A 19,076-nucleotide genomic window follows, 5' to 3' on the forward strand; every position below is an offset into this window, starting at 1 on the left:
CGAGACCCCATGCCTGATCTGAAGACGATCCTTTCCGCCAAGCATCCGCTCACGCTCGCCGGCGTGCCGGGCGGGTTCCTGCCCTGGATGCTGGCCGATCTTGCCCGCGCCGGCCGGATCGCCGTGTTCATTGCCGCCGACGAAGCGGCGATGCGGGCGGTGGCCGGCACGGCGGGGTATTTCGCGCCGGAGCTGGAGGTGCTGACCTACCCGGCATGGGATTGTTTGCCCTATGATCGCGCCAGCCCCACCCTGCGGGTGATGGCGGAGCGGCTGGCGACGCTCTACGCGCTGCAGGGCAAGAGCGAGGCCCCTCGCCTGCTCGTCACCACGGTCAACGCCGCCACCCAGCGGACGCTGACGCCGTTCCGGATCCGCCAGCTGGTCGCGCGGCTGGCGCCGGGTGAGCGGATCGGACTCGACCGCCTTACCGCGCTGCTGCAGGCGAACGGCTATGTCCGGGTGGAGACGGTCAACGATCATGGCGAGTTCGCGGTGCGCGGCGGCCTGGTCGATCTGTTCCCCAGCGGCGCCGAGCAAGCGCTGCGACTCGATTTCTTCGGCGACGAGATCGAAAGCGTTCGCACCTTCGATTCGCAGGACCAGCGCACCACCGGACGTGTCGAAGGGTTCACCCTGCTTCCCGCCAGCGAAGCGTTGCTGGACGAAGAAAGCGTGAAGCGCTTCCGTTCCGGATATCGCGATCGCTTCGGAGCCACCGCCACCGGCGATCCGCTGTACCAGGCGATCAGCGAGGGCCGGCGGCTGGCAGGGATGGAGCATTGGCTGCCGCTGTTCGAGGAACGGCTGGAAACGCTGTTCGATCACCTGCCCGACAATGCCGTTATCGTCCGCGACAGCGGAGCGCCGGCCGCCGCCGAGCAGCGTTTCGAAGCCATCAAGGATTACCAGGAAAACCGCATCCGGGCGCAGTCTGCCGACCCGGGCAGCTATCGCCCGCTGAAGGCCGGCGATCTGTATCTGCTTGCAAAGGAGTGGCAGGCCCAGGTCGACGCGTGCCCGATCCACCTCGCGACGCCCTTCCACGAACCCGAATCCGACCGGGTCGTGGAATTCGGCGTCGACGGCCCCCGCGATTTCGCGCCGGAACGCGCCGCTGGAAGCAACGTGTATGAAGCGGTGGTCGCGCACCTCAAGGGGCTGCGCAAGCAGGGCCGCAAGCCGGTGCTCGCCAGCTATTCGAACGGCGCGCGCGAGCGCCTGAAGGGGCTGCTGGAGGATCACGGCCTTACCGGCGCCGTGCCGGTGGATGGCTGGCAACCGGCGCTTGGCGTCGCCAACCCGAACGGCAGCGGGCTGCAGGTGGCGCTGATCGTCCTGCCGCTCGACCACGGCTTCACCGCGCCCGACGTCGCGGTACTTACCGAACAGGACATGCTCGGCGACCGGCTGGTCCGCCGATCGAAGCGGCGCAAAAACACCGACGCCTTCCTGCAGGAACTGGCGACGCTCTCGCCCGGAGACCTGGTCGTTCACCTCGATCACGGGATCGGCCGCTACGAGGGGCTGACCCAGATCCCGGTGCAAAAGGCACCGCACGACTGCGTCGCGCTGGAATATGCCGGCGGCGACAAGCTGTACGTTCCGGTCGAGAATCTCGAAGTGCTGAGCCGCTACGGCTCGGGCGAGGAAGGTGCGAGCCTCGACAAGCTGGGCGGCGAAGCCTGGCAGCGCCGCAAGGCGCGGATGAAGGAGCGGATTCGCGAGATAGCGGGCGAGCTGATCGCCACCGCCGCGCTGCGCGCCACCCGCGGCGCCGATGTCGCCGAGCCCGATCATGGCGGCTATCCGGCGTTCGTCGATCGCTTCCCCTATGAGGAAACCGACGACCAGGATCGCGCGATCGGCGACGTGCTGGCGGACCTCGCCGCCGGACGGCCGATGGACCGGCTCGTCGTCGGCGATGTCGGCTTCGGCAAGACCGAGGTCGCGCTGCGCGCCGCCTTCGTCGCGGCGATGGCGGGCATGCAGGTGGCGGTGGTGTGCCCGACGACGCTGCTTGCCCGGCAGCATTACAACAATTTCAAGGCGCGATTCGAAGGATTCCCGATCGAGATCGGCCGCCTTTCCCGCCTTGTCACCGCCGCCGAGACGAAGAAGGTGAAGGAAGGCCTTGCGGCCGGCACGATCGACGTGGTGGTCGGTACCCATGCCGTGCTGGCCAAGACCATCGACTTCAAGCGTCTCGGCCTCGTCATCGTCGACGAGGAACAGCGCTTCGGCGTCACCCACAAGGAACGGCTGAAGGCGCTGAAGACCGACGTCCACGTCCTCACCCTCACGGCCACGCCGATCCCGCGCACGCTGCAGATGGCGATGAGCGGACTGCGCGAACTGTCGGTGATCCAGACGCCGCCGGTCGATCGCCTGGCGGTGCGCACCTATGTGATGCCCTGGGATCCGGTGGTGCTGCGCGAGGCGCTGCTCCGCGAACATTATCGCGGCGGCCAGAGCTATTTCGTTACCCCCCGCATCGCCGACCTGCCGGAGATCGAGGAGTTCCTGCGCAACGACGTGCCCGAGGTCCGCTATGTCGTGGCTCACGGCCAGATGTCGCCCACCGAAGTCGAGGAGCGGATGTCCGCCTTCTACGACAAGAAGTTCGAAGTGCTGGTCTCGACCACGATCGTCGAAAGCGGGCTGGATATTCCGAGCGCGAACACGCTGATCATCAATCGCGCGGACAAATTCGGCCTGGCGCAGCTCTACCAGCTGCGCGGCCGCGTCGGGCGCGCCAAGACCCGCGCCTATGCCTATATGACCACCCCGCCGGAACGGCAGATGACCGAAGCGGCGGAGAAGCGGCTGAAGGTGCTTTCCGACCTGGAAAGCCTGGGCGCGGGCTTCCAGCTCGCCAGCCACGACCTCGACATTCGCGGCGCCGGCAACCTGCTCGGCGACGAGCAGTCGGGCCACATCAAGGAAGTGGGCTACGAACTCTATCAGTCGATGCTGGAAGAGGCGATCCTCGACGCCAAGGCCGGGGGCCTGCGCGACGAGAGCCGGCCCAAGGATCTCTCGCCGCAGATCACCGTCGACGCGCCGATCCTCATCCCGGAGGACTATGTCCCCGATCTCGACCTGCGCATGGGGCTGTATCGCCGCCTGAACGACGTGGAGGACAGCAACGGCATCGAAAGCTTCGCCGCCGAGCTGATCGACCGTTTCGGCAAGCTGCCCGAGCCGACCGAAAACCTGCTGCGCCTGATCGAGACCAAGCTCAACGCCAAACAGGCGTGCATCGCCAAGCTGGACCTGGGGCCGAAGGGCGCGCTGGTCACCTTCCACAATGACCGCTTCCCCAATCCGGCGGGGCTGATCGCCTATGTCGAAAAGCTGGGCGAGACGGCGCGGCTGCGGCCGGACATGAAGCTGGTGATCAACCGCGCCTGGGCCAATCCGGCCGCGCGGCTGCACGGTGCGCTGCAGCTTTCGCGCGGGCTGGCGAGGGCGGCCGGCTGACCCGCCTCAGCTGCTGTGATCGGCGATGATTTTCCACCCGCCGGCCTCCTGGTGCAGCACCAGGCTGGTGGGTCCGGAAGCGCTGTGCCCGTCCGGGTAGCGCAGCGTGTAGCGCCCGATATAAAGGGCATAGCCGGGCCCGAGCGGACGATAGTCCAGCCGCTCGATCGTCAGCGAGCCGCGCTTGGCGGGATCGGCAAAGTCGTATTTGGCGCGATAGCGGGCGGTCATCGCCGCCTTGCCGCGGACCAGCCCTTCGCCCTGGACGAAGCTGGTGTCGGCATCGTCGGAATAGATCTGCATGAAACGCTGGACATCGCCGGCATTCCAGCCCGCCACGCTCTCGGCCATCGCCGCATCGATCGCAGGCAGATCCGCTGCTGACAAGATCTTCAAGAGAGCGATTAAAACCAACATATTTCTTAATTCCCTGTACGTCTGAGACAGACAATACCAACGACTAAAAACAACTTCCTGATCGCGCAGCGGGCTCCATACTTTCGATGATAGCAGCCTCATCGGATAATATTCATATATGCGAAGATGTATCTGACTCACATACGCGAAACACCGGAATTATACTTAAGCCCCTCACGTGTCCCTCCGGACATACTATGATGTAGAAAACCGGTCAGCCGAGCCTCGGCAACCGGGGGCGCAGCAGTCGTACTAAGGGGATTAGACCAGTGGCTGAACAGATGATGTCGCGGCTCAGCTTCATGGAACTGGACGAGAAGCAGTGCGAAACGCTTCGCGCGACGCAGCCCTGGGTGGAAGCCACCTTGGGCAGCGCGCTCGACCACTTCTATGCGCGCGCCGGCCGCACACCGGAAACCGCGAAGTTCTTCCGCGATCGCGCCCATATGGACAAGGCGAAGAGCGCCCAGCAGAAGCACTGGGCCCGCATCGCCGCCGCCGAATTCAACCACGAATATTATGCCAGTGCCCGCCGTATCGGCTCTACCCATGCGCAAATCGGCCTGGAGCCGCGCTGGTATGTCGGCAGCTATGCCATCGTTCTCCACCACCTCATCACCGGCGTTCACCGGCTCAACAGCCCGCTCAAGCGCCTGATGCGACTGTTCCGCGGCCCCAGCTCCGAACAGGCGACGATCGCGCTGGTGAAGGCCGCGCTGCTCGACATGGAAGTGTCGCTGTCGATCTATTTCGAGGAAGCCCAGGCGGAGCGCGATGCGGCGATCGCCTCGTTCGAGAACGCGCTCAACGCGCTTGCAGAAGGCGATCTGACCAACGAGTTGAGCGGACTTCCCAAGAGCTTCGCCGCGCTCGAGAGCAGCTATAATCGCACGCTGACGCGCATCCGCGACATCATCGGCTCGGTCAGCGAGGGCACCCAACGCATCCGCTCCGGCATCAGCGAAATCTCGCAGGCGTCGGAGGACCTGTCCCGCCGCACCCAGGGCAATGCCGCCTCGCTGGAGGAAACCACGGCTGCGGTGACACAGATGGAAACGCGCTTCCGCTCCACCGCCGAAGCGGCGAAGCACACGGTGGGCCGCGCCGATCAGGCGATCTCCACCGTCAAGGAAGGGCGCGGGATCGTCGACGAGGCCGTGCAGGCGATGGGGCGCGTTTCGGAAGCAGCCAAGGGCACGGACAGCGTGATCGAGGGCCTCGACAAGATCGCGTTCCAGACGCGGGTTCTGGCCATGAACGCCGCAGTGGAAGCGGGCCGCGCCGGGGAAGCCGGTCGTGGCTTCGCCGTCGTCGCCGACCTCGTCTCGGCCCTGGCGATGCGCGCCGAGGAAGAGGCCGGGCGCGCCCGCGAACAGCTGACGATGACCCAGGCGGAAATCGTGACGGCCGTGGACGCGGTGCAGAAGGTGGACGGTGCGCTCGCCAACATTTCGGGCGATGTCAGCCAGGTCCATGATCTGTTGGGCAGCATGGCCACCGACAATGCCGCCCAGTCCACCGCGATCAGCGAAATCTCCAACGCCGTCGGCGCCATGGATCGCGCCACCCAGCAGAACGCCGCGATGGTGGAGGAAACGTCCGCCGCCGCCCAAAATCTGAGCAGCGAAGTCGGCGAACTGGCGACGCTCGCCGCACAGTTCCGCACCAATGTCGGCGCCCGCGGCGGCGACTTCCGTCAGCTTCCGGCGGCCGCGGTCGCCGCGCTGACCCGGCCGGACTTGTAATCCATCGCCCTACCAATCGCGTACCAGCGCCGCGAGCGCTGGTACGTCGATCGGACCCGAGCACAGGAACCCCTGGAAATACTGGCAGCCTTCCTTCGCCAGCATGTCGAGCTGCGCCTCCGTCTCCACGCCTTCGGCGACAACGGAAAGACCCAGCGATCGCGCCATGTCGATCACCCCGCGCACCACGATCCGGTCGCGCGCCGAACCGGTAATCTCGCTCGACAGCTTCTTGTCGATCTTCAGATAGTCGAGCGGCAGCGCCTTCAGATAGGCCAGGCTGGAATAGCCGGTGCCGAAATCGTCGATCGCCACGCGGCATCCCGCCGTACGCAGGTTGGATAGCAGACGCGCGGCGTCGCTAAGATCGGCCATGATCCCGCTTTCGGTGATCTCGATCGTCAGCCGCCCGCGGGGGAACCCCGCCGAATCGATCCAGCCGAGCAGGCTTTCGCCAAAGCCGACCCGCCCGACATCTCCCGCCGTGACGTTGATCGAAAGACGGATATGCTCCAGCGAACGCGGCCATTTGGCGGCGATGCTGAGCGCGCGACGCTGCACATGCTCGCTCAGCACGCCGGAAAGCCCGGCGCGTTCAGCGGCGGCAAACAGCGTTTCCGCGCCGATTTCGCCATGCTGCGGGTGCTGCCAGCGCGCCAGCGCCTCCACCCCGACGATCTGCCCCGTCGCCACTTCGAGCTGCGGCTGGAACAGCACCCCGATCTCGCCGCGCTCCATCGCGCGGCGCAGATCGCCGATCAGCGATTCGATCGAAGGGCCGCTGCCCGTGCGCGCGACGCCCTCGCCCAACAGCGTTTCGCTCGCGCGCCGGAGCAGCGCGGCGGCGCCGTCGCCTGCCACGCTCTCGGTCAACACCACTCGCGCGCCGAGATGGACCAGTTCCCCCGCCGCAACGAACGGCCGGGCGAGCGCCTCTTCGATGCGCCGCGCGGCGGTGCGCAACGCCGCTGTGCCGGGATCGACGGCAGCGGCGAGGAAGTCCGATCCCCCGATCCGCGAAACCACCGCATCGGCGCCCAGCGTCTCGCGCGCAGCCTCCGCCACGCGGCGGGACACGCCACGCAGCAATTCGTCGCCGGCGCCGCGCCCATAGGCCGTGTTGATCGTATCGAACCGGGCGAGGCCCACCAGCACGAGGCCGACGCGTTCGCCCTTGCCCAGCGTACGATCGATCCACCGCCGCGCGCTGGGCGCGTCGCGGGCGCCGGTCAGCACGTCGCGCACCACCGCGCCAGCGTCCGGCGCCATGCCCAGCGGCTCGACCAGCGCATCGACCCGCCCCGTTTCCGCATCATATTGCAGATGCTGCACCACGCGGCCCTTGCCGGGCAGATCATGCGCGAAGGCCGTAGAGCCCGAATCGCGCAGCCGGCGCAGCGCCGCTCGCGCAAGACGGCGATCGGACACGTCCAGCCGCCGCAGCAGCGCGCGCATGCCGGGCGCCTCGGGCAGATCGAGCAACTGCGCCAGCGCCGGCGTCAGCTCCACCGATCCCAGCTCGCGATCGAAATGCCAGCCGAGCGGATCGGCTACGCTGCCGCCCTGGCCCGCCCATCCGGACAGACGCTCGACATAGCGTTCGGCAAAGCGAATGGCGTGCGCGATCGCCGCGGAAGACATCGGGCTGCCCAGGAAATGCGTGGCGCCCGCCTCGAAGAAGCGACCCATGTGCACCGTGTCGCTTTGCGAGACCAAGATCAGCATGGCCGCGCCATAGGCTTTGACGGTGGCGCCGAGCAGGCGCGCAGCCTCCAAGCCCTCGCTCATCGCGCCGCGGGCGTCGATCACCACCACGGAAGCGCCGCTGGCGAGGAAGCGCGTCTCCAGTCCTTCGCTGCGCCGCGCCGCCACCACCCGCCAGCCACCGCCGGCGGCAGCCGCCGCCACCTCGTCCCGCTGGCGGAAGGAAAGAACGAACACCGGGGTTTCAGCCGCAGCGGCGGGGGTCTGGACGATCGTGAAGCCTTCTTCCATGCTTGTTCCGATAGCGGCTCGCGACGCGGTCCGCCATCCAAGCCTTGTGCGAGGCGGTACAACGCCTTACCTCGAGACAATGGCCAGCGCCCCCGCCCCTGCGACGCCGCCTTCGCTGGTCGATCGCCATGGCCGCACGATTCGCTATTTGCGCATCTCGGTCACGGATCGCTGCGATCTCCGCTGCCGCTATTGCATGGCGGAGCATATGCACTTCCTGCCCCGTCATGCGGTACTGAGCCTCGAGGAGCTGGGCCAGATCGCTGCGCGCTTCATCGAGCGCGGCGTCACCAAGATCCGGCTTACCGGAGGCGAGCCGCTGGTCCGGCGGAACATGGTGACGCTGGTCGAACAACTCGGCCAGCGCATCGGCAACGGCCTGCGCGAACTCACCCTGACCACCAACGCGACTCGCCTGGAGGAGCATGCCGAAGCGCTGTTCGCCGCCGGCGTGCGCCGCGTGAACGTCAGCCTGGACAGCCGCAACCCCGAAGTATTCCGCTATATCACCCGCCATGGCGATGTGGCGCAGGTGCTCGCGGGAATCGACGCGGCGCGCGACGCCGGCCTGCGGGTGAAGATCAACATGGTAGCGCTGCGCGGCCTGAACGAGGACGAGATCGCGCCCATGCTCGCCTGGGCGGCCGAGAACGGCATGGATTTGTCGCTGATCGAAACCATGCCGCTTGGCATGATCGACGAAGATCGCGCCGATCGCTTCCTGCCGCTTCCGGACGTGCTCGCCCGGCTCAAGACCCAGTTCGCGCTCACCGCCGACGCGCACGATAGCGGCGGGCCCGCCCGCTATTGGCGGGTGGGCGGCAGCGACAGCCGGCTCGGCCTGATTTCGCCGCTGACCAACAATTTTTGTGCAAGCTGCAACCGCGTGCGGCTATCGACCGATGGACGGCTGCACATGTGCCTGGGGCATGAGGACTCGGTGGACCTGAAAGCCGCGATTCGCGAGGGGGGAATAGAGGCAGTGGACGAAGCGATCGATCGGGCGCTTGCCGCCAAGCCCGAGCGTCATGATTTCCGCATCGAGGCAGGCGCCGCGCCCGCCGTGGGGCGCCACATGAGCGTGACCGGCGGATGAGCGTGGCCAAGCCGCGCGCATTGCTGGCATCGCCCACCGCGCCCGCGCAGACGGCGGCGGAAGAGCTGCGCCAAGCCTATGACTGGGTGCCGATCGACGCGGCCGAGGAAGTCGTTGCGCTCGGCGGCGACGGCTTCATGCTGCAGACGCTGCACGCAATGCTCGAACGCCGCCAGCTGCTGCCGGTGTTCGGCATGAATTTGGGGACCGTCGGCTTTCTGATGAACGACTGGCGGCTCGACGGGCTTACCCAGCGGCTGGAACGCGCCCGCCCCTTCCGCGTCGCGCCGCTGGCGATGACGGCGACCACGGTCGAAGGCGAAACCTGCGTGCTGCCCGCGATCAACGAAGCATCGCTGCTTCGCGAAACCCGCCAGACCGCCAAGCTGGAAGTTACGATCAACGGCCGAATCGTGATTCCCGAGCTGGTGTGCGACGGCCTGCTCGTCGCGACCCCGGCCGGCTCCACTGCCTATAATTTCTCGGCCCAGGGCCCGATCCTGCCGCTCGGATCGGCGCTCGTCGCGCTCACGCCGATCAGCCCGTTTCGCCCGCGCCGCTGGCGTGGTGCGATCCTCCCGGAGAAGAGCCGCATCGATATCCGCGTGCTCGAGGCCGAAAAGCGGCCGGTGAGCGCCGTCGCCGATCAGCGCGAAATCCGCGAAGTGGCGCATGTCCACGTCGAAATCGATCGGGTGCGCGACCTGACGCTGCTGTTCGATCCGGAACACGCGCTGGACGATCGCATAACGATGGAGCAATTCATTGCATAAGGCGCTTGCAAAGTCCGAAAACCCGCTGCTATAGGCGCGCCTCCCGACGCGGTGACGCACCGCCAAGGGGTTGACCAGAGTGGTCCCCGATAGCTCAGCGGTAGAGCATTCGACTGTTAATCGAATGGTCGTAGGTTCGAATCCTACTCGGGGAGCCATCTGCTGTTGTCGGGACCGGTTGCGACCGGTCCCTCACACAGCCCCCCGTCCATACCGCCACGTTTCAATCGCTTCGCCGCAGCATCGGGGTTGAACGCTCGGTCGCGACGCCGATAACGGCTCCGCAGTTCGCATCGACGAAATACGACACCGGCGCCCAGTCAATCTCCATCCACGCGTCCGGCCCTGTTTGCCGCTCTCGTACGCGCACGGTTACGACATCCGCGGCGGCAACACGTTCCCGTCGCGTCTCGATGTCGACCTCGCCCTGCATGTCCAGCCGCTCGCCAGCGAAGCGAAGCGCGGCGGCAATGGCCTCCGCGTCGGTGATCATCTCGCGCTCTCTGCTCTGTAAGGTGCAGTCAACGCATCGTAGCGTTCCGGCGTTGCGCTTGCGACTCGCCTGGCCGGCTGCGATGCTGGGATGATGGACGATCTCGACGCATTCATCGCCGGCCTGCCCAAGGCCGAGCTCCATCTCCACATCGAAGGCAGCCTGGAGCCCGAGCAGATGTTCGAATTCGCGCGCCGCAACGGCGTGGCCATCCCGTTCGACAGCGTCGAGGCGGTGCGGGCGGCCTATGAATTCTCCAATCTGCAGGACTTCCTCGACATCTATTATGCCGGTGCCGACGTGCTGCGCACCGAGGCCGATTTCCACGACCTCGCCCTTGCCTATTTCCAGCGCGCCGCCGCCGACGGCGTGCGCCATGCCGAGATCTTCTTCGATCCCCAGACGCACACCCAACGCGGCATCCCTTTCGGAACCGTAGTCGAAGGGCTGCTGGCGGGCATGGCAGAGGCCGAGGCGCGGCTGGGCGTCACCTCGCAGCTGATCCTTTGCTTCCTGCGCCATCTCGACGAGGAAGATGCGTTCAAGACGCTGGCACAGGCCGAGCCCTGGCTGCATCGCATCGCGGGCGTCGGACTCGATTCGTCGGAAATGGGCCATCCCCCGTCCAAGTTCGCGCGCGTCTTCGCGGCGGCGGCCGACAAGGGGCTGAAGCGCGTCGCCCATGCCGGCGAGGAGGGCCCGGCCGATTATGTCCGCGAAGCACTGGACCTGCTCCAGGTCGACCGGCTCGACCATGGCAATCGCAGCCTCGACGATCCGGCGCTGGTCGCCCGGCTGGCGCGCAGCGGCATGACGCTCACCGTGTGCCCACTTTCCAACGTCAAGCTGTGCAACGTCGCCGCCATCGACGCGCATCCGATCGACCGGATGCTCGACCTCGGACTGCGCGCCACGGTCAACTCGGACGATCCCGCCTATTTCGGCGGCTATATCGGCGAAAATTACCGCGCCGTCGCCCGCGGCCGCGGGCTGGACCGGCGCCAGCTCGCTACGCTCGCCCGCAACAGTTTTCTCGGCTCGTTCCTGCCCGACGCGGCGGTGGCGGCGCACTGCGCAGCGATCGACGCCTGGCTAGCGGAGGCGCGCTGATGGGCGAGATCGTCTTCACGCACTTCACCCACGATCAGCTCGTCGCCGGCGTCCATGCCATCGCCGAGGCGGTGGCCGGCTGGTCCCCCACCCTGCTGGTCGGCGTCGGGCGCGGCGGACTTACCCCGGCGGTATATCTTTCGCATCGCATCGGCCTGCCGCTCGTCTCGGTCGACCATTCGACTCGGATCGCTCCGTTCGGCGAGGAATTGGTGGCGGTGCTGGCGCGGCGCACCCGCGATGGCGAACGGCTGCTGTTCGTCGAGGATATAAACGACAGCGGCAAGACGATCGCCGAACTGCGCACGGCGCTGTCGGCGGCAGGCGCGGTCGCCGGGCAGGTCCGCTTCGCCGTGCTGCTCGACAATTGCCGCTCGTCGCAGCGCGTCGAGTATCGCGCGCAAACGATCGACCGCGCCGTGCAGAAGGACTGGTTCGTCTTCCCCTGGGAAGCGATGGCCTCGGCCGCCTCGATCGACAAGGATGCGCGGGAGGTGCCGGAAAGGCTGGGTTGACAGGCGCCGTTCAGCAGCCGTCAATCGCATCTGTGCCACGTCTCGACGCATCGCGCGCGGGAGAGTTTCGCCGGCCCGTGCGTTCGAGGGGCTTAGGCGAGTGTTTCGCTTTTAAGTGTCGGAGGAACAATGCCAATTTCATCAAATAAGGGCCGGCGGCTGGCAGCGATCGGCCTGATGGTCGCGGGCAGCCTCTCGCTCGCATCCTGTATGACGGCGACGCCGTACCAGCCCGCCTCGGCGAGCGGGTCGATCCGCAATGGCTATTCGGACGAGCAGATCGAGGAAAATCGCTTCCGCGTCAGCTTTTCCGGCAACAGCCTCACCTCGCGCGAAACGGTGGAGCGCTATCTGCTCTATCGCTCCGCCGAACTGACGCTGCAGAATGGCTTTGACTATTTCATCCTCGCGGAACGCGATACCGAGAAGAAGACGCAGACCTACACCACGCCGGGCGTCGGCGGCGCGGGCTGGGGCGGATTCGGCTATGGCGGCGGATGGGGAGGATATTGGAGCCCCTATTGGCGCTTCCACAATCCCCGCTGGGGCTGGCGCGGCTATGATCCGTTCTGGGGCGATCCGTTCTTCGGCCCGGGCTTCGATGTCCGCACCGTGGATCGGTACGAAGCGATCGCCGATATCGTGATGGGCAAGGGCCCGAAGCCTACCGACAATGTTCGCGCGTTCGATGCGCGCGCGGTGAAGGAACGGCTGGGCCCGCGGATCCAGATGCCGCAGACCCGCTGATCGCCACGGGCACGGAACAGAAAAAGGGCGGCGCCGGTATCCCCGGCGTCGCCCTTTTTCGTATCACCCCTGACCCCTCCCGCACAGGAGAGGGGCTGGAGACAGCGCGTTACGCCACCTGGCCGTGGCAGTGCTTGTACTTGCGCCCCGATCCGCACGGGCAAGGCGAATTGCGGCTGACGACGCCTTCCCACTGCGAGGGATCGGAACCGAAATCGTCGCCCGACGGCTGGGGAATGCCCAGCTGCGGCAGCCGCGTCGTCACCAGACCGGCCGATCCGCCGTCCCAATCGGCGCTGTTGTCCTCGCCGGTCAGCGGATCGATGTGCGTCGTCAGGAACGCGGGCAGCTCCGGCAGATCCGGCGGCGGCGCCATGCGGAACTGGGCGAAGGCCATGGTACGGGTCACGTCCTCGCGGATCGTCTCCAGCATCCGCTGGAACATCGAAAACGCCTCGTGCTTGTACTCATTGATCGGCGTCTTCTGCGCATAGGCGCGAAGGTGGACGACCTGGCGCAGCGCGTCGAGCATCGCGAGATGCTCCTTCCAGTGATGATCGAGGTTCTGGAGCAGGATCGACTTTTCGATCGAGGTCCAGGTCGCCGGCTCGAGGTCCGCCGCCTTCTCTGCGATCGCGGCATCGGCGGCTTCGCGGATGCGCTCTTCCAGGATCTCCGGATCAATCGCCTCCTCGTCCTTCACCCACTGATCGACCGGCAGATCGAGGTTGAGCGAATCGACCAGGCGCGTCTTCAGCCCTTCGATGTTCCACTGCTCGGGATAGCTGTTCGGCGGGCACGCCTCGCCGACGATCGCGTTCACCGTCTCGTGGCGCATATCCTCCACCACCTGGCCCACCGTATCGGCGTCCATGATGTCGGCGCGCTGCTCATAGACCACCTTGCGCTGGTCGTTCATCACGTCGTCATACTCGACGACCTGCTTGCGCACGTCGTAGTTGCGCGCCTCGACCTTCTTCTGCGCGGTTTCGATCGCCTTGCTCAGCCAGCGCGAGGGCGGCATCGCCTCGCCATCCTCCAGGCTGGAGCGCATCATCCGGGCGAACAGCGTGTTCGAACCGAAGATACGCAGCAGATCGTCGTCCAGGCTGAGATAGAAGCGGCTGAGGCCCGGATCGCCCTGGCGGCCCGAACGGCCACGCAGCTGGTTGTCGATGCGGCGGCTTTCGTGGCGCTCGGTGCCGAGCACGAACAGACCGCCGGCAGCCTTCACCTTTTCCTTCTCTTCGGCGACCTCGGCCTTGATCCGCTCGATCGCGGCATCGCGCTCCGGCCCCTCTGGCATGTCGCGCAGTTCGTCGGCGACGCGGAACTCGACATTGCCGCCCAGCTGAATGTCGGTGCCGCGGCCAGCCATGTTGGTCGACACGGTCACCATGCCCAGGCGACCGGCCTGCGCCACGATATGCGCTTCGCTTTCGTGGAAGCGGGCGTTGAGCACCTCGTGCTTCACGCCTTCGCGGTGGAGGAATTCGGAGAGCAGTTCGGACTTTTCGATGGAGACGGTGCCCACCAGTACCGGCTGGCCACGCTCGGCATGCGCCTTGATCGTCTTGGCGATGCCGGCGAACTTGTCCTCGGTGGTCTTGTAGAAGGTGTCTTCCTCGTCGATCCGCTGCACGGGCAGGTTGGTCGGGATGGTGACGACGTTCATCTTATAGATGTCGTAGAATTCGGGCGCTTCGGTGGAGGCGGTGCCGGTCATCCCGCTCAGCTTGGGATACATGCGGAAATAGTTCTGGAAGGTGATCGAGGCGAGCGTCTGGTTCTCCGGCTCGATGTTCACGCCTTCCTTGGCTTCCACCGCCTGGTGCAGGCCGTCGGACCAGCGGCGGCCGTCCATCATGCGGCCGGTGAACTCGTCGATGATGACGACCTTGCCGTCCTTGACGATGTAATCGGTGTCGCGCTTGAACATCACGTTCGCGCGCAGCGCCTGGTTCAGGTGGTGGACCACCTGGGTATTTTCGAAGTCGTACAGGTTGGCGCCCACCAGCAAGCCGGCATTTTCCAGCATCCGCTCGATCTTTTCGGTGCCATCCTCGGTCAGCACGACGGTGCGCTGCTTCTCGTCCTTCTCGTAATCGCCCGGATCGAGTTGCTTCACCACTGCGTCGACGCCCATGTACAGTTCCGACTTGTCGTCGGTGGGGCCGGAAATGATCAGCGGGGTACGCGCCTCGTCGATCAGGATCGAATCAACCTCGTCCACGATCGCGAAATTGAAGGGGCGCTGGACCATGCTCGCGCGATCATATTTCATGTTGTCGCGCAGATAGTCGAAGCCGAACTCGTTGTTCGTGCCGTAGGTGATGTCCGACGCATAGGCGTCGCGGCGCTGCTGGTCGGACAGGTTCGGCACGATGACGCCGGTGGTGAGGCCGAGGAAGCCATAGACCTGCGCCATCCACTCGGCATCGCGACGGGCGAGATAGTCGTTGACGGTGATGACATGGACGCCATCGCCGGGCAGCGCGTTGAGATAGGTGGCGAGCGTCGCGACGAGGGTCTTGCCTTCGCCGGTGCGCATCTCGGCAATCTCGCCGCGGTGGAGCACGATACCGCCAACCATCTGCACGTCGTAATGGCGCTGGCCGATCACGCGGCGGGCCGCCTCGCGCACGGTGGCGAAGGCTTCCGGCAGCAGATCGTCGAGCTTGGCGCCGTTGGCGAGCTGCTCGCGGAACTTAATCGTCTGCGCCGCCAGCGTGTCGTCGTCCATCGCTTGTAACGCGGGCTCGAAGCTGGCGATCTTCTGGACGATCGGGTTGAGCGACTTGACGTAGCGATCGTTGGACGAACCGAAAAGCGACTTGGCAATACCGCCGAACATGCGAATTCCTGACCTGTTTGGATGGGATGCGCGACGGCGCCGGACAAGGCGGAGCCATCACGGGTGCACCGCGCACACACGCGGCGACGAAAGAGAAGAAGGGCCCGAACGCGCGGACCGGAAGGCTATTCGCGCCGCTGCTCGAAGGCGAGGCGAAGCGCAGGCTGCGGGGCAGCGGCGCGATGGAAAAGCGGGATTTCTGCAACGCGCGCAGGCGCCGGCAGCGCTGCCGCAACAGCGACGAACTGCCGCGAGGGCGCCGCCACCGCCTGCGCTGCTTCCGCCACGCGCACCACGGCCACGCCCGGCATCGGGCGCAGCCCACGCTCGCCTGACACGCCGGTCAGGCTCGCGAAGAGCGCAGTAAGGAGCAGCAGCAGTTCCAAGCGAAACCCTGAATTACACGATGATCCTGTCGCAACCGACGGGCCGCAACGCACGACACATAGGGATCGATGCACGCTTCGTCTAATCAAAAGCTAGGGTGTCGCGGGCGTGTCGGCGCGGAATGAGACGGTGTACCGTTCCTCCTTCCCGCATTTGCCAACGAACGGATCAGGGAATTTCCTTCCACGAAAGCGCGAACACTATCTCCCCGGAGACCGGGCCGTCCTTGCCATCGGGCCCGAGCCGCGCACCGGTCATCGGAAAGATGGCGGCACAAATATCCGGCGATGGCGGCGTAGAAAACGTGCTGGGCCGCTCGTGGAATACATTGCACTTTACCCGCTGACCATTCTCATCAGCTTCGAATTGAATCGTCGAACGCGCTATCTTCGTCTGGTCTTCCGCGTCGTACACAAGGCTTGCAGGCGTTCCGGCTAGAGAAATCCGGAGTTCGGTTACGATCACGCGATGCTTGCCCGCTCCCAATTGGGATAGAACCGGTGAAGAAGTGCCGACCTTCGCTCGATCGCACGGCTGATCACTGCCGAACAGTTCCGCGTTGACCGTCTTGCAGCCAGCGATGATGTTGTTCGCCGAAAGTTCCACATCAATCCGCGCTGAACCCGACTTCAGCACAATCTCCGGCGCATCCAACTTCCAGGTCATGCGACCGATATACGGTGCCACGACGGGCTTCCCTTTCGCATCCAGTGCGGGCGAGAATCGAGCCCGCTGGAGCAGCAAAGTGCAGGTCTGTTGATCAAGCGTCGCCGATCCCGAGGACTGCACGATGCCGCAACCTGCCGCCCGACCGTTCGAATCGATCTCGAGCCGGAAAACCACTTTCCCATGCTCGCCCGCTCGCGCCGCAGCAGGAGGATAATCGTCTTCCGTTATCCACGTGGGCGGCGGCGTCAGCGGGCGCAATGGTGTTACGACCTTCGTGTCGCCAACCGCCTGCACCGCCAGCACCGCGACCACCAAAAGCATTGATCTTTGCCCCCCCATGCACGAAGCACGCGCCGCACATTAACCGGAGGCCACTCCATGTCCATCAGCACCTCCCCGCTCGCGCTCCCCTTCCCCGCTGTACCCGCGATTCCCGGCGTCACGCCGCGCGTCGCCCGGGCGCGCTACAAGAACTGGGATCGCTGCGACCTCACCTTCGTAACCTTCGACGAAGGCACCAGCGTCGCGGGCGTGCTGACCAGCAGCAAATGCCCCTCGCCCGAAGTGGAGTGGTGCCGCAAGGCGCTGGTGCTCGGCAAGGCGCGCGCGCTGGTGGTGAATGCCGGCAATTCCAACGCCTTCACCGGTAATCGCGGCCGCGCCGCCGTGGAGGCGATCGCCGCCCGGACCGCCCAGCATCTCGGCTGCGACCCCTCCGACGTGTTCGTTTCCTCCACCGGCGTGATCGGCGTGCCGCTGCCGATCGACAAGGCCGAGGCCGGGCTTGACGCCGCCTATGCCGCCGAGCCGTGCAGCTGGGAAGACGCCGCCGCGACGATCATGACCACAGACACCTTCGCGAAGGGCGCGGTGACCACCGCCATTGTCGATGGCCGTACGGTGACGCTGGCCGGAATCATCAAGGGATCGGGCATGATCGCGCCGGACATGGCGACGATGCTCGGCTATGTCTTCACCGACGCCGCTGTGGACCCGGTGTTCCTTCAGCGCGCGCTGAGCGACGCCAATGGCGCGACATTCTCCTGCATCACGGTGGACGGCGACACCTCGACCAGCGACACCGTCCTCGCCTTCGCCACGGGCAAGGCCGGCAACGCGCCCCTCACCAGCGACGAGGATGACGGCGCCGATGCCTTTCGCGCGGCGCTCGCCGATCTGTGTCGCCAGCTCGCCCTGCTCGTCGTGCGCGACGGCGAAGGCGCGCAGAAGCTGATCGAAATCACCGTCGACGGCGCCGAGAGCGACCGCAGCGCGCACCGCGTCGCGATGTCGATCGCCAACTCGCCGCTGGTGAAGACCGCGATCGCCGGCGAGGACGCGAACTGGGGCCGCGTCGTCATGGCCGTCGGGAAGGCCGGCGAACCCGCCGAGCGCGACAAGCTGGCCATCCGGTTTGGCACAACGCAGGTGGCGCGCGACGGCCTTGCCGTCGAAGGCTATGACGAGGCGCCGGTCGCGGCGCATCTCAAGGGCCAGGAGATCGAGATCGGCGTCGATCTCGGCCTGGGCGAGGGACGCGCGACGGTTTGGACCTGCGACCTCACGCACGGCTATATCTCGATCAACGCCGACTATCGGAGCTGAGCCGGTGCATCCGCATCACCAAGCCGTCTCCGCGCTGATGCGCACCGTCGCCGAAGCGGTGGTGATGCCCCGCTTTCGCAATCTCGCGGCGCATGAGGTGCTGGAGAAGACGCCGGGCGAGCTGGTAACCATCGCCGATCGCGAGGCGGAGGCACGGCTCACCGAGGGCCTGGCGGCGATCGACCCCGACGCCGTGATCGTCGGCGAGGAAGCCTGCGCGGCCGATCCGGCGCTGATGGAGCAGGCGACCGCCGCGCGCGCCTGGATCATCGATCCGATCGACGGCACCGCCAATTTCGCCGCCGGTCAGCCGCCCTTCGGCATCATGATCGCGCTGGTCGAACATGGCATGACGCAGGCGGGCTGGCTCTATGATCCGGTGGCCGAGCGGATGTGTCATGCAGTGCTGGGCGGCGGCGCATTCGTGAACGGAGCGCCGGTGCGGGCCCGTGCCAGCGGCGCCGCGCGGCCCTTTGCCGCAATCTCGAAGGTCGGCCAGTCCGAGGAAGACCATGCGTCACGGACGGCGCGGTTCGCGGCGTCGTTCGATCTCGTCCCCCTGCCCCGCTGTGCGGCGGAGAACTACCCGCGGCTGGTGCTGGGCCAGAACGACATTGCGGTATTCCGCCGTACGCTGGTGTGGGATCATGCGCCCGGCGTGCTGTTTCTCACAGAAGCGGGCGGCTATGTCGGCCGTTGGGACGGCAGCCCCTACCGGATCGGCGACGATGGCGTGGGGATCGTCGCGGCATCGTCGCCCGAATTAGGCAAGCGCGCGACGGAATTGCTGTTCGCGTGAAGCCGGCGCTCCCCTCCCGCAAGCGCGAGGGGAGCTAGGCGGAGGAGCGATCAGATCTCGCGTTCGATCCACTGCTTGATCGCGCTCTTGGGCAGCGCGCCGACCTGGGTGGCGGCCTGCTGGCCGTTCTTGAACAGGATCATCGTCGGGATGCCCCGCACGCCATATTTGGTCGGCGCATCCGGATTCTCGTCGATGTCGATCTTCACGATCTGCACCTTGTCGGCAAGCTCTTCGGCAAGTTCTTCGAGCGCCGGCGCGATCATGCGGCACGGCCCGCACCATTCGGCCCAGAAATCGACGAGCACGGGCTTGTCGGCCTGCAGCACGTCGGTTTCGAACTTGGCGTCGGTGGTCGCCAGGGTTGCCATGATCTCGTTCTCCTGAT

Annotated in this window: 16 protein-coding genes and 1 tRNA gene; 10 read left to right on the top strand and 7 right to left on the bottom strand. The window is 66.1% G+C overall.

The features are described 5' to 3' along the window. Positions 1 to 9 precede the first annotated feature (9 nt). The gene (gene mfd, locus ACNFJ7_RS06315; RefSeq protein WP_019368146.1) at positions 10 to 3,483 is read left to right on the top strand and encodes a transcription-repair coupling factor; all 3,474 of its coding nucleotides are present in this window, start codon (positions 10 to 12) and stop codon (positions 3,481 to 3,483) included. A 6-nt stretch (positions 3,484 to 3,489) separates the two neighbouring features. Here the strand turns inward: mfd and ACNFJ7_RS06320 are convergent, their stop codons facing one another. Next, positions 3,490 to 3,879, bottom strand: a complete 390-nt coding sequence (locus ACNFJ7_RS06320; RefSeq protein ID WP_019368145.1) for an SgcJ/EcaC family oxidoreductase — start codon at positions 3,877 to 3,879, stop codon at positions 3,490 to 3,492. 302 nt (positions 3,880 to 4,181) lie between these two features. Here ACNFJ7_RS06320 and ACNFJ7_RS06325 point away from each other — a divergent pair, with 302 nt between their 5' ends. Then, positions 4,182 to 5,645, top strand: coding sequence for a globin-coupled sensor protein (locus ACNFJ7_RS06325; protein ID WP_019368144.1), 1,464 nt, complete (start codon positions 4,182 to 4,184; stop codon positions 5,643 to 5,645). Positions 5,646 to 5,654: 9 nt separating this feature from the next. Here ACNFJ7_RS06325 and ACNFJ7_RS06330 read toward each other — a convergent pair whose 3' ends face one another. Then, on the bottom strand, positions 5,655 to 7,640 hold the full coding sequence (locus tag ACNFJ7_RS06330; RefSeq protein ID WP_019368143.1) for a putative bifunctional diguanylate cyclase/phosphodiesterase: 1,986 nt from the start codon (positions 7,638 to 7,640) through the stop codon (positions 5,655 to 5,657). 79 nt (positions 7,641 to 7,719) lie between these two features. Between ACNFJ7_RS06330 and moaA the strand changes: the two genes are divergently transcribed. The 3 genes from moaA to ACNFJ7_RS06345 all read left to right on the top strand — a co-directional run bounded on the left by moaA (position 7,720) and on the right by ACNFJ7_RS06345 (position 9,667). Then, positions 7,720 to 8,736, top strand: a complete 1,017-nt coding sequence (moaA, locus tag ACNFJ7_RS06335; RefSeq protein WP_019368142.1) for a GTP 3',8-cyclase MoaA — start codon at positions 7,720 to 7,722, stop codon at positions 8,734 to 8,736. Continuing rightward, positions 8,733 to 9,509, top strand: coding sequence for an NAD kinase (locus tag ACNFJ7_RS06340; protein WP_019368141.1), 777 nt, complete (start codon positions 8,733 to 8,735; stop codon positions 9,507 to 9,509). The genes moaA and ACNFJ7_RS06340 overlap by 4 nt, the downstream gene beginning before the upstream one ends. Positions 9,510 to 9,592: 83 nt before the next feature. Further along, positions 9,593 to 9,667: transfer RNA gene (locus tag ACNFJ7_RS06345), tRNA-Asn, on the top strand. A gap of 65 nt (positions 9,668 to 9,732) precedes the next feature. Here ACNFJ7_RS06345 and ACNFJ7_RS06350 read toward each other — a convergent pair. Then, positions 9,733 to 10,002, bottom strand: a complete 270-nt coding sequence (locus ACNFJ7_RS06350; protein WP_019368140.1) for a hypothetical protein — start codon at positions 10,000 to 10,002, stop codon at positions 9,733 to 9,735. A 93-nt stretch (positions 10,003 to 10,095) separates the two neighbouring features. Between ACNFJ7_RS06350 and ACNFJ7_RS06355 the strand changes: the two genes are divergently transcribed. From ACNFJ7_RS06355 to ACNFJ7_RS06365, 3 genes are all read left to right on the top strand, one after another. Then, positions 10,096 to 11,112 (top strand): adenosine deaminase, encoded by a 1,017-nt coding sequence (locus tag ACNFJ7_RS06355; protein ID WP_026008881.1) that lies wholly within the window; start codon positions 10,096 to 10,098, stop codon positions 11,110 to 11,112. Further along, a complete protein-coding gene (locus ACNFJ7_RS06360; RefSeq protein ID WP_019368138.1) occupies positions 11,112 to 11,627 on the top strand; it encodes a phosphoribosyltransferase in 516 nt (171 codons plus the stop codon). The genes ACNFJ7_RS06355 and ACNFJ7_RS06360 overlap by 1 nt, the downstream gene beginning before the upstream one ends. Positions 11,628 to 11,756: 129 nt before the next feature. After that, positions 11,757 to 12,374 carry a CC0125/CC1285 family lipoprotein gene (locus ACNFJ7_RS06365; protein ID WP_019368137.1) on the top strand — a complete coding sequence of 206 codons (618 nt, stop codon included), beginning with the start codon at positions 11,757 to 11,759 and terminating at the stop codon, positions 12,372 to 12,374. 109 nt (positions 12,375 to 12,483) lie between these two features. Here ACNFJ7_RS06365 and secA read toward each other — a convergent pair whose 3' ends face one another. The 3 genes from secA to ACNFJ7_RS06380 form a co-directional block, all read right to left on the bottom strand. After that, positions 12,484 to 15,228: a preprotein translocase subunit SecA gene (secA, locus tag ACNFJ7_RS06370; RefSeq protein ID WP_019368136.1), complete on the bottom strand. Its 2,745-nt coding sequence runs from the start codon at positions 15,226 to 15,228 to the stop codon at positions 12,484 to 12,486. A gap of 125 nt (positions 15,229 to 15,353) precedes the next feature. After that, positions 15,354 to 15,614, bottom strand: coding sequence for a hypothetical protein (locus tag ACNFJ7_RS06375; protein WP_019368135.1), 261 nt, complete (start codon positions 15,612 to 15,614; stop codon positions 15,354 to 15,356). A 169-nt stretch (positions 15,615 to 15,783) separates the two neighbouring features. Next, a complete protein-coding gene (locus ACNFJ7_RS06380; RefSeq protein ID WP_019368134.1) occupies positions 15,784 to 16,605 on the bottom strand; it encodes an energy transducer TonB in 822 nt (273 codons plus the stop codon). 57 nt (positions 16,606 to 16,662) lie between these two features. Between ACNFJ7_RS06380 and argJ the strand changes: the two genes are divergently transcribed. Both argJ and ACNFJ7_RS06390 read left to right on the top strand, forming a co-directional pair. Beyond that, complete coding sequence (gene argJ, locus ACNFJ7_RS06385) at positions 16,663 to 17,889, top strand: bifunctional glutamate N-acetyltransferase/amino-acid acetyltransferase ArgJ (RefSeq protein ID WP_019368133.1); 1,227 nt, start codon at positions 16,663 to 16,665, stop codon at positions 17,887 to 17,889. Positions 17,890 to 17,926: 37 nt separating this feature from the next. Continuing rightward, positions 17,927 to 18,688 carry an inositol monophosphatase family protein gene (locus ACNFJ7_RS06390; protein ID WP_019368132.1) on the top strand — a complete coding sequence of 254 codons (762 nt, stop codon included), beginning with the start codon at positions 17,927 to 17,929 and terminating at the stop codon, positions 18,686 to 18,688. Between the two features lie 50 nt (positions 18,689 to 18,738). On the opposite strand, the gene trxA is transcribed toward ACNFJ7_RS06390, so the two are convergent. Next, positions 18,739 to 19,059 carry a thioredoxin gene (trxA, locus tag ACNFJ7_RS06395; protein WP_019368131.1) on the bottom strand — a complete coding sequence of 107 codons (321 nt, stop codon included), beginning with the start codon at positions 19,057 to 19,059 and terminating at the stop codon, positions 18,739 to 18,741. Between the last annotated feature and the right edge of the window lie 17 nt (positions 19,060 to 19,076).

This window comes from Sphingomonas sp. HT-1 (assembly GCF_048568905.1).
In the GTDB taxonomy this organism is placed as follows: domain Bacteria; phylum Pseudomonadota; class Alphaproteobacteria; order Sphingomonadales; family Sphingomonadaceae; genus Sphingomonas.

Bases quoted from the DNA above. Each gene is read 5' to 3' on its own strand.
- mfd (WP_019368146.1), top strand. From the start codon at position 10: ATGCCTGATCTGAAGACGATCCTTTCCGCCAAGCATCCGCTCACGCTC.
- ACNFJ7_RS06325 (WP_019368144.1), top strand. From the start codon at position 4,182: ATGATGTCGCGGCTCAGCTTCATGGAACTGGACGAGAAGCAGTGCGAA.
- ACNFJ7_RS06330 (WP_019368143.1), bottom strand. From the start codon at position 7,640: ATGGAAGAAGGCTTCACGATCGTCCAGACCCCCGCCGCTGCGGCTGAA.
- moaA (WP_019368142.1), top strand. From the start codon at position 7,720: ATGGCCAGCGCCCCCGCCCCTGCGACGCCGCCTTCGCTGGTCGATCGC.
- ACNFJ7_RS06340 (WP_019368141.1), top strand. From the start codon at position 8,733: ATGAGCGTGGCCAAGCCGCGCGCATTGCTGGCATCGCCCACCGCGCCC.
- ACNFJ7_RS06350 (WP_019368140.1), bottom strand. From the start codon at position 10,002: ATGATCACCGACGCGGAGGCCATTGCCGCCGCGCTTCGCTTCGCTGGC.
- ACNFJ7_RS06355 (WP_026008881.1), top strand. From the start codon at position 10,096: ATGGACGATCTCGACGCATTCATCGCCGGCCTGCCCAAGGCCGAGCTC.
- ACNFJ7_RS06360 (WP_019368138.1), top strand. From the start codon at position 11,112: ATGGGCGAGATCGTCTTCACGCACTTCACCCACGATCAGCTCGTCGCC.
- ACNFJ7_RS06365 (WP_019368137.1), top strand. From the start codon at position 11,757: ATGCCAATTTCATCAAATAAGGGCCGGCGGCTGGCAGCGATCGGCCTG.
- secA (WP_019368136.1), bottom strand. From the start codon at position 15,228: ATGTTCGGCGGTATTGCCAAGTCGCTTTTCGGTTCGTCCAACGATCGC.
- ACNFJ7_RS06380 (WP_019368134.1), bottom strand. From the start codon at position 16,605: ATGCTTTTGGTGGTCGCGGTGCTGGCGGTGCAGGCGGTTGGCGACACG.
- argJ (WP_019368133.1), top strand. From the start codon at position 16,663: ATGTCCATCAGCACCTCCCCGCTCGCGCTCCCCTTCCCCGCTGTACCC.
- ACNFJ7_RS06390 (WP_019368132.1), top strand. From the start codon at position 17,927: ATGCGCACCGTCGCCGAAGCGGTGGTGATGCCCCGCTTTCGCAATCTC.
- trxA (WP_019368131.1), bottom strand. From the start codon at position 19,059: ATGGCAACCCTGGCGACCACCGACGCCAAGTTCGAAACCGACGTGCTG.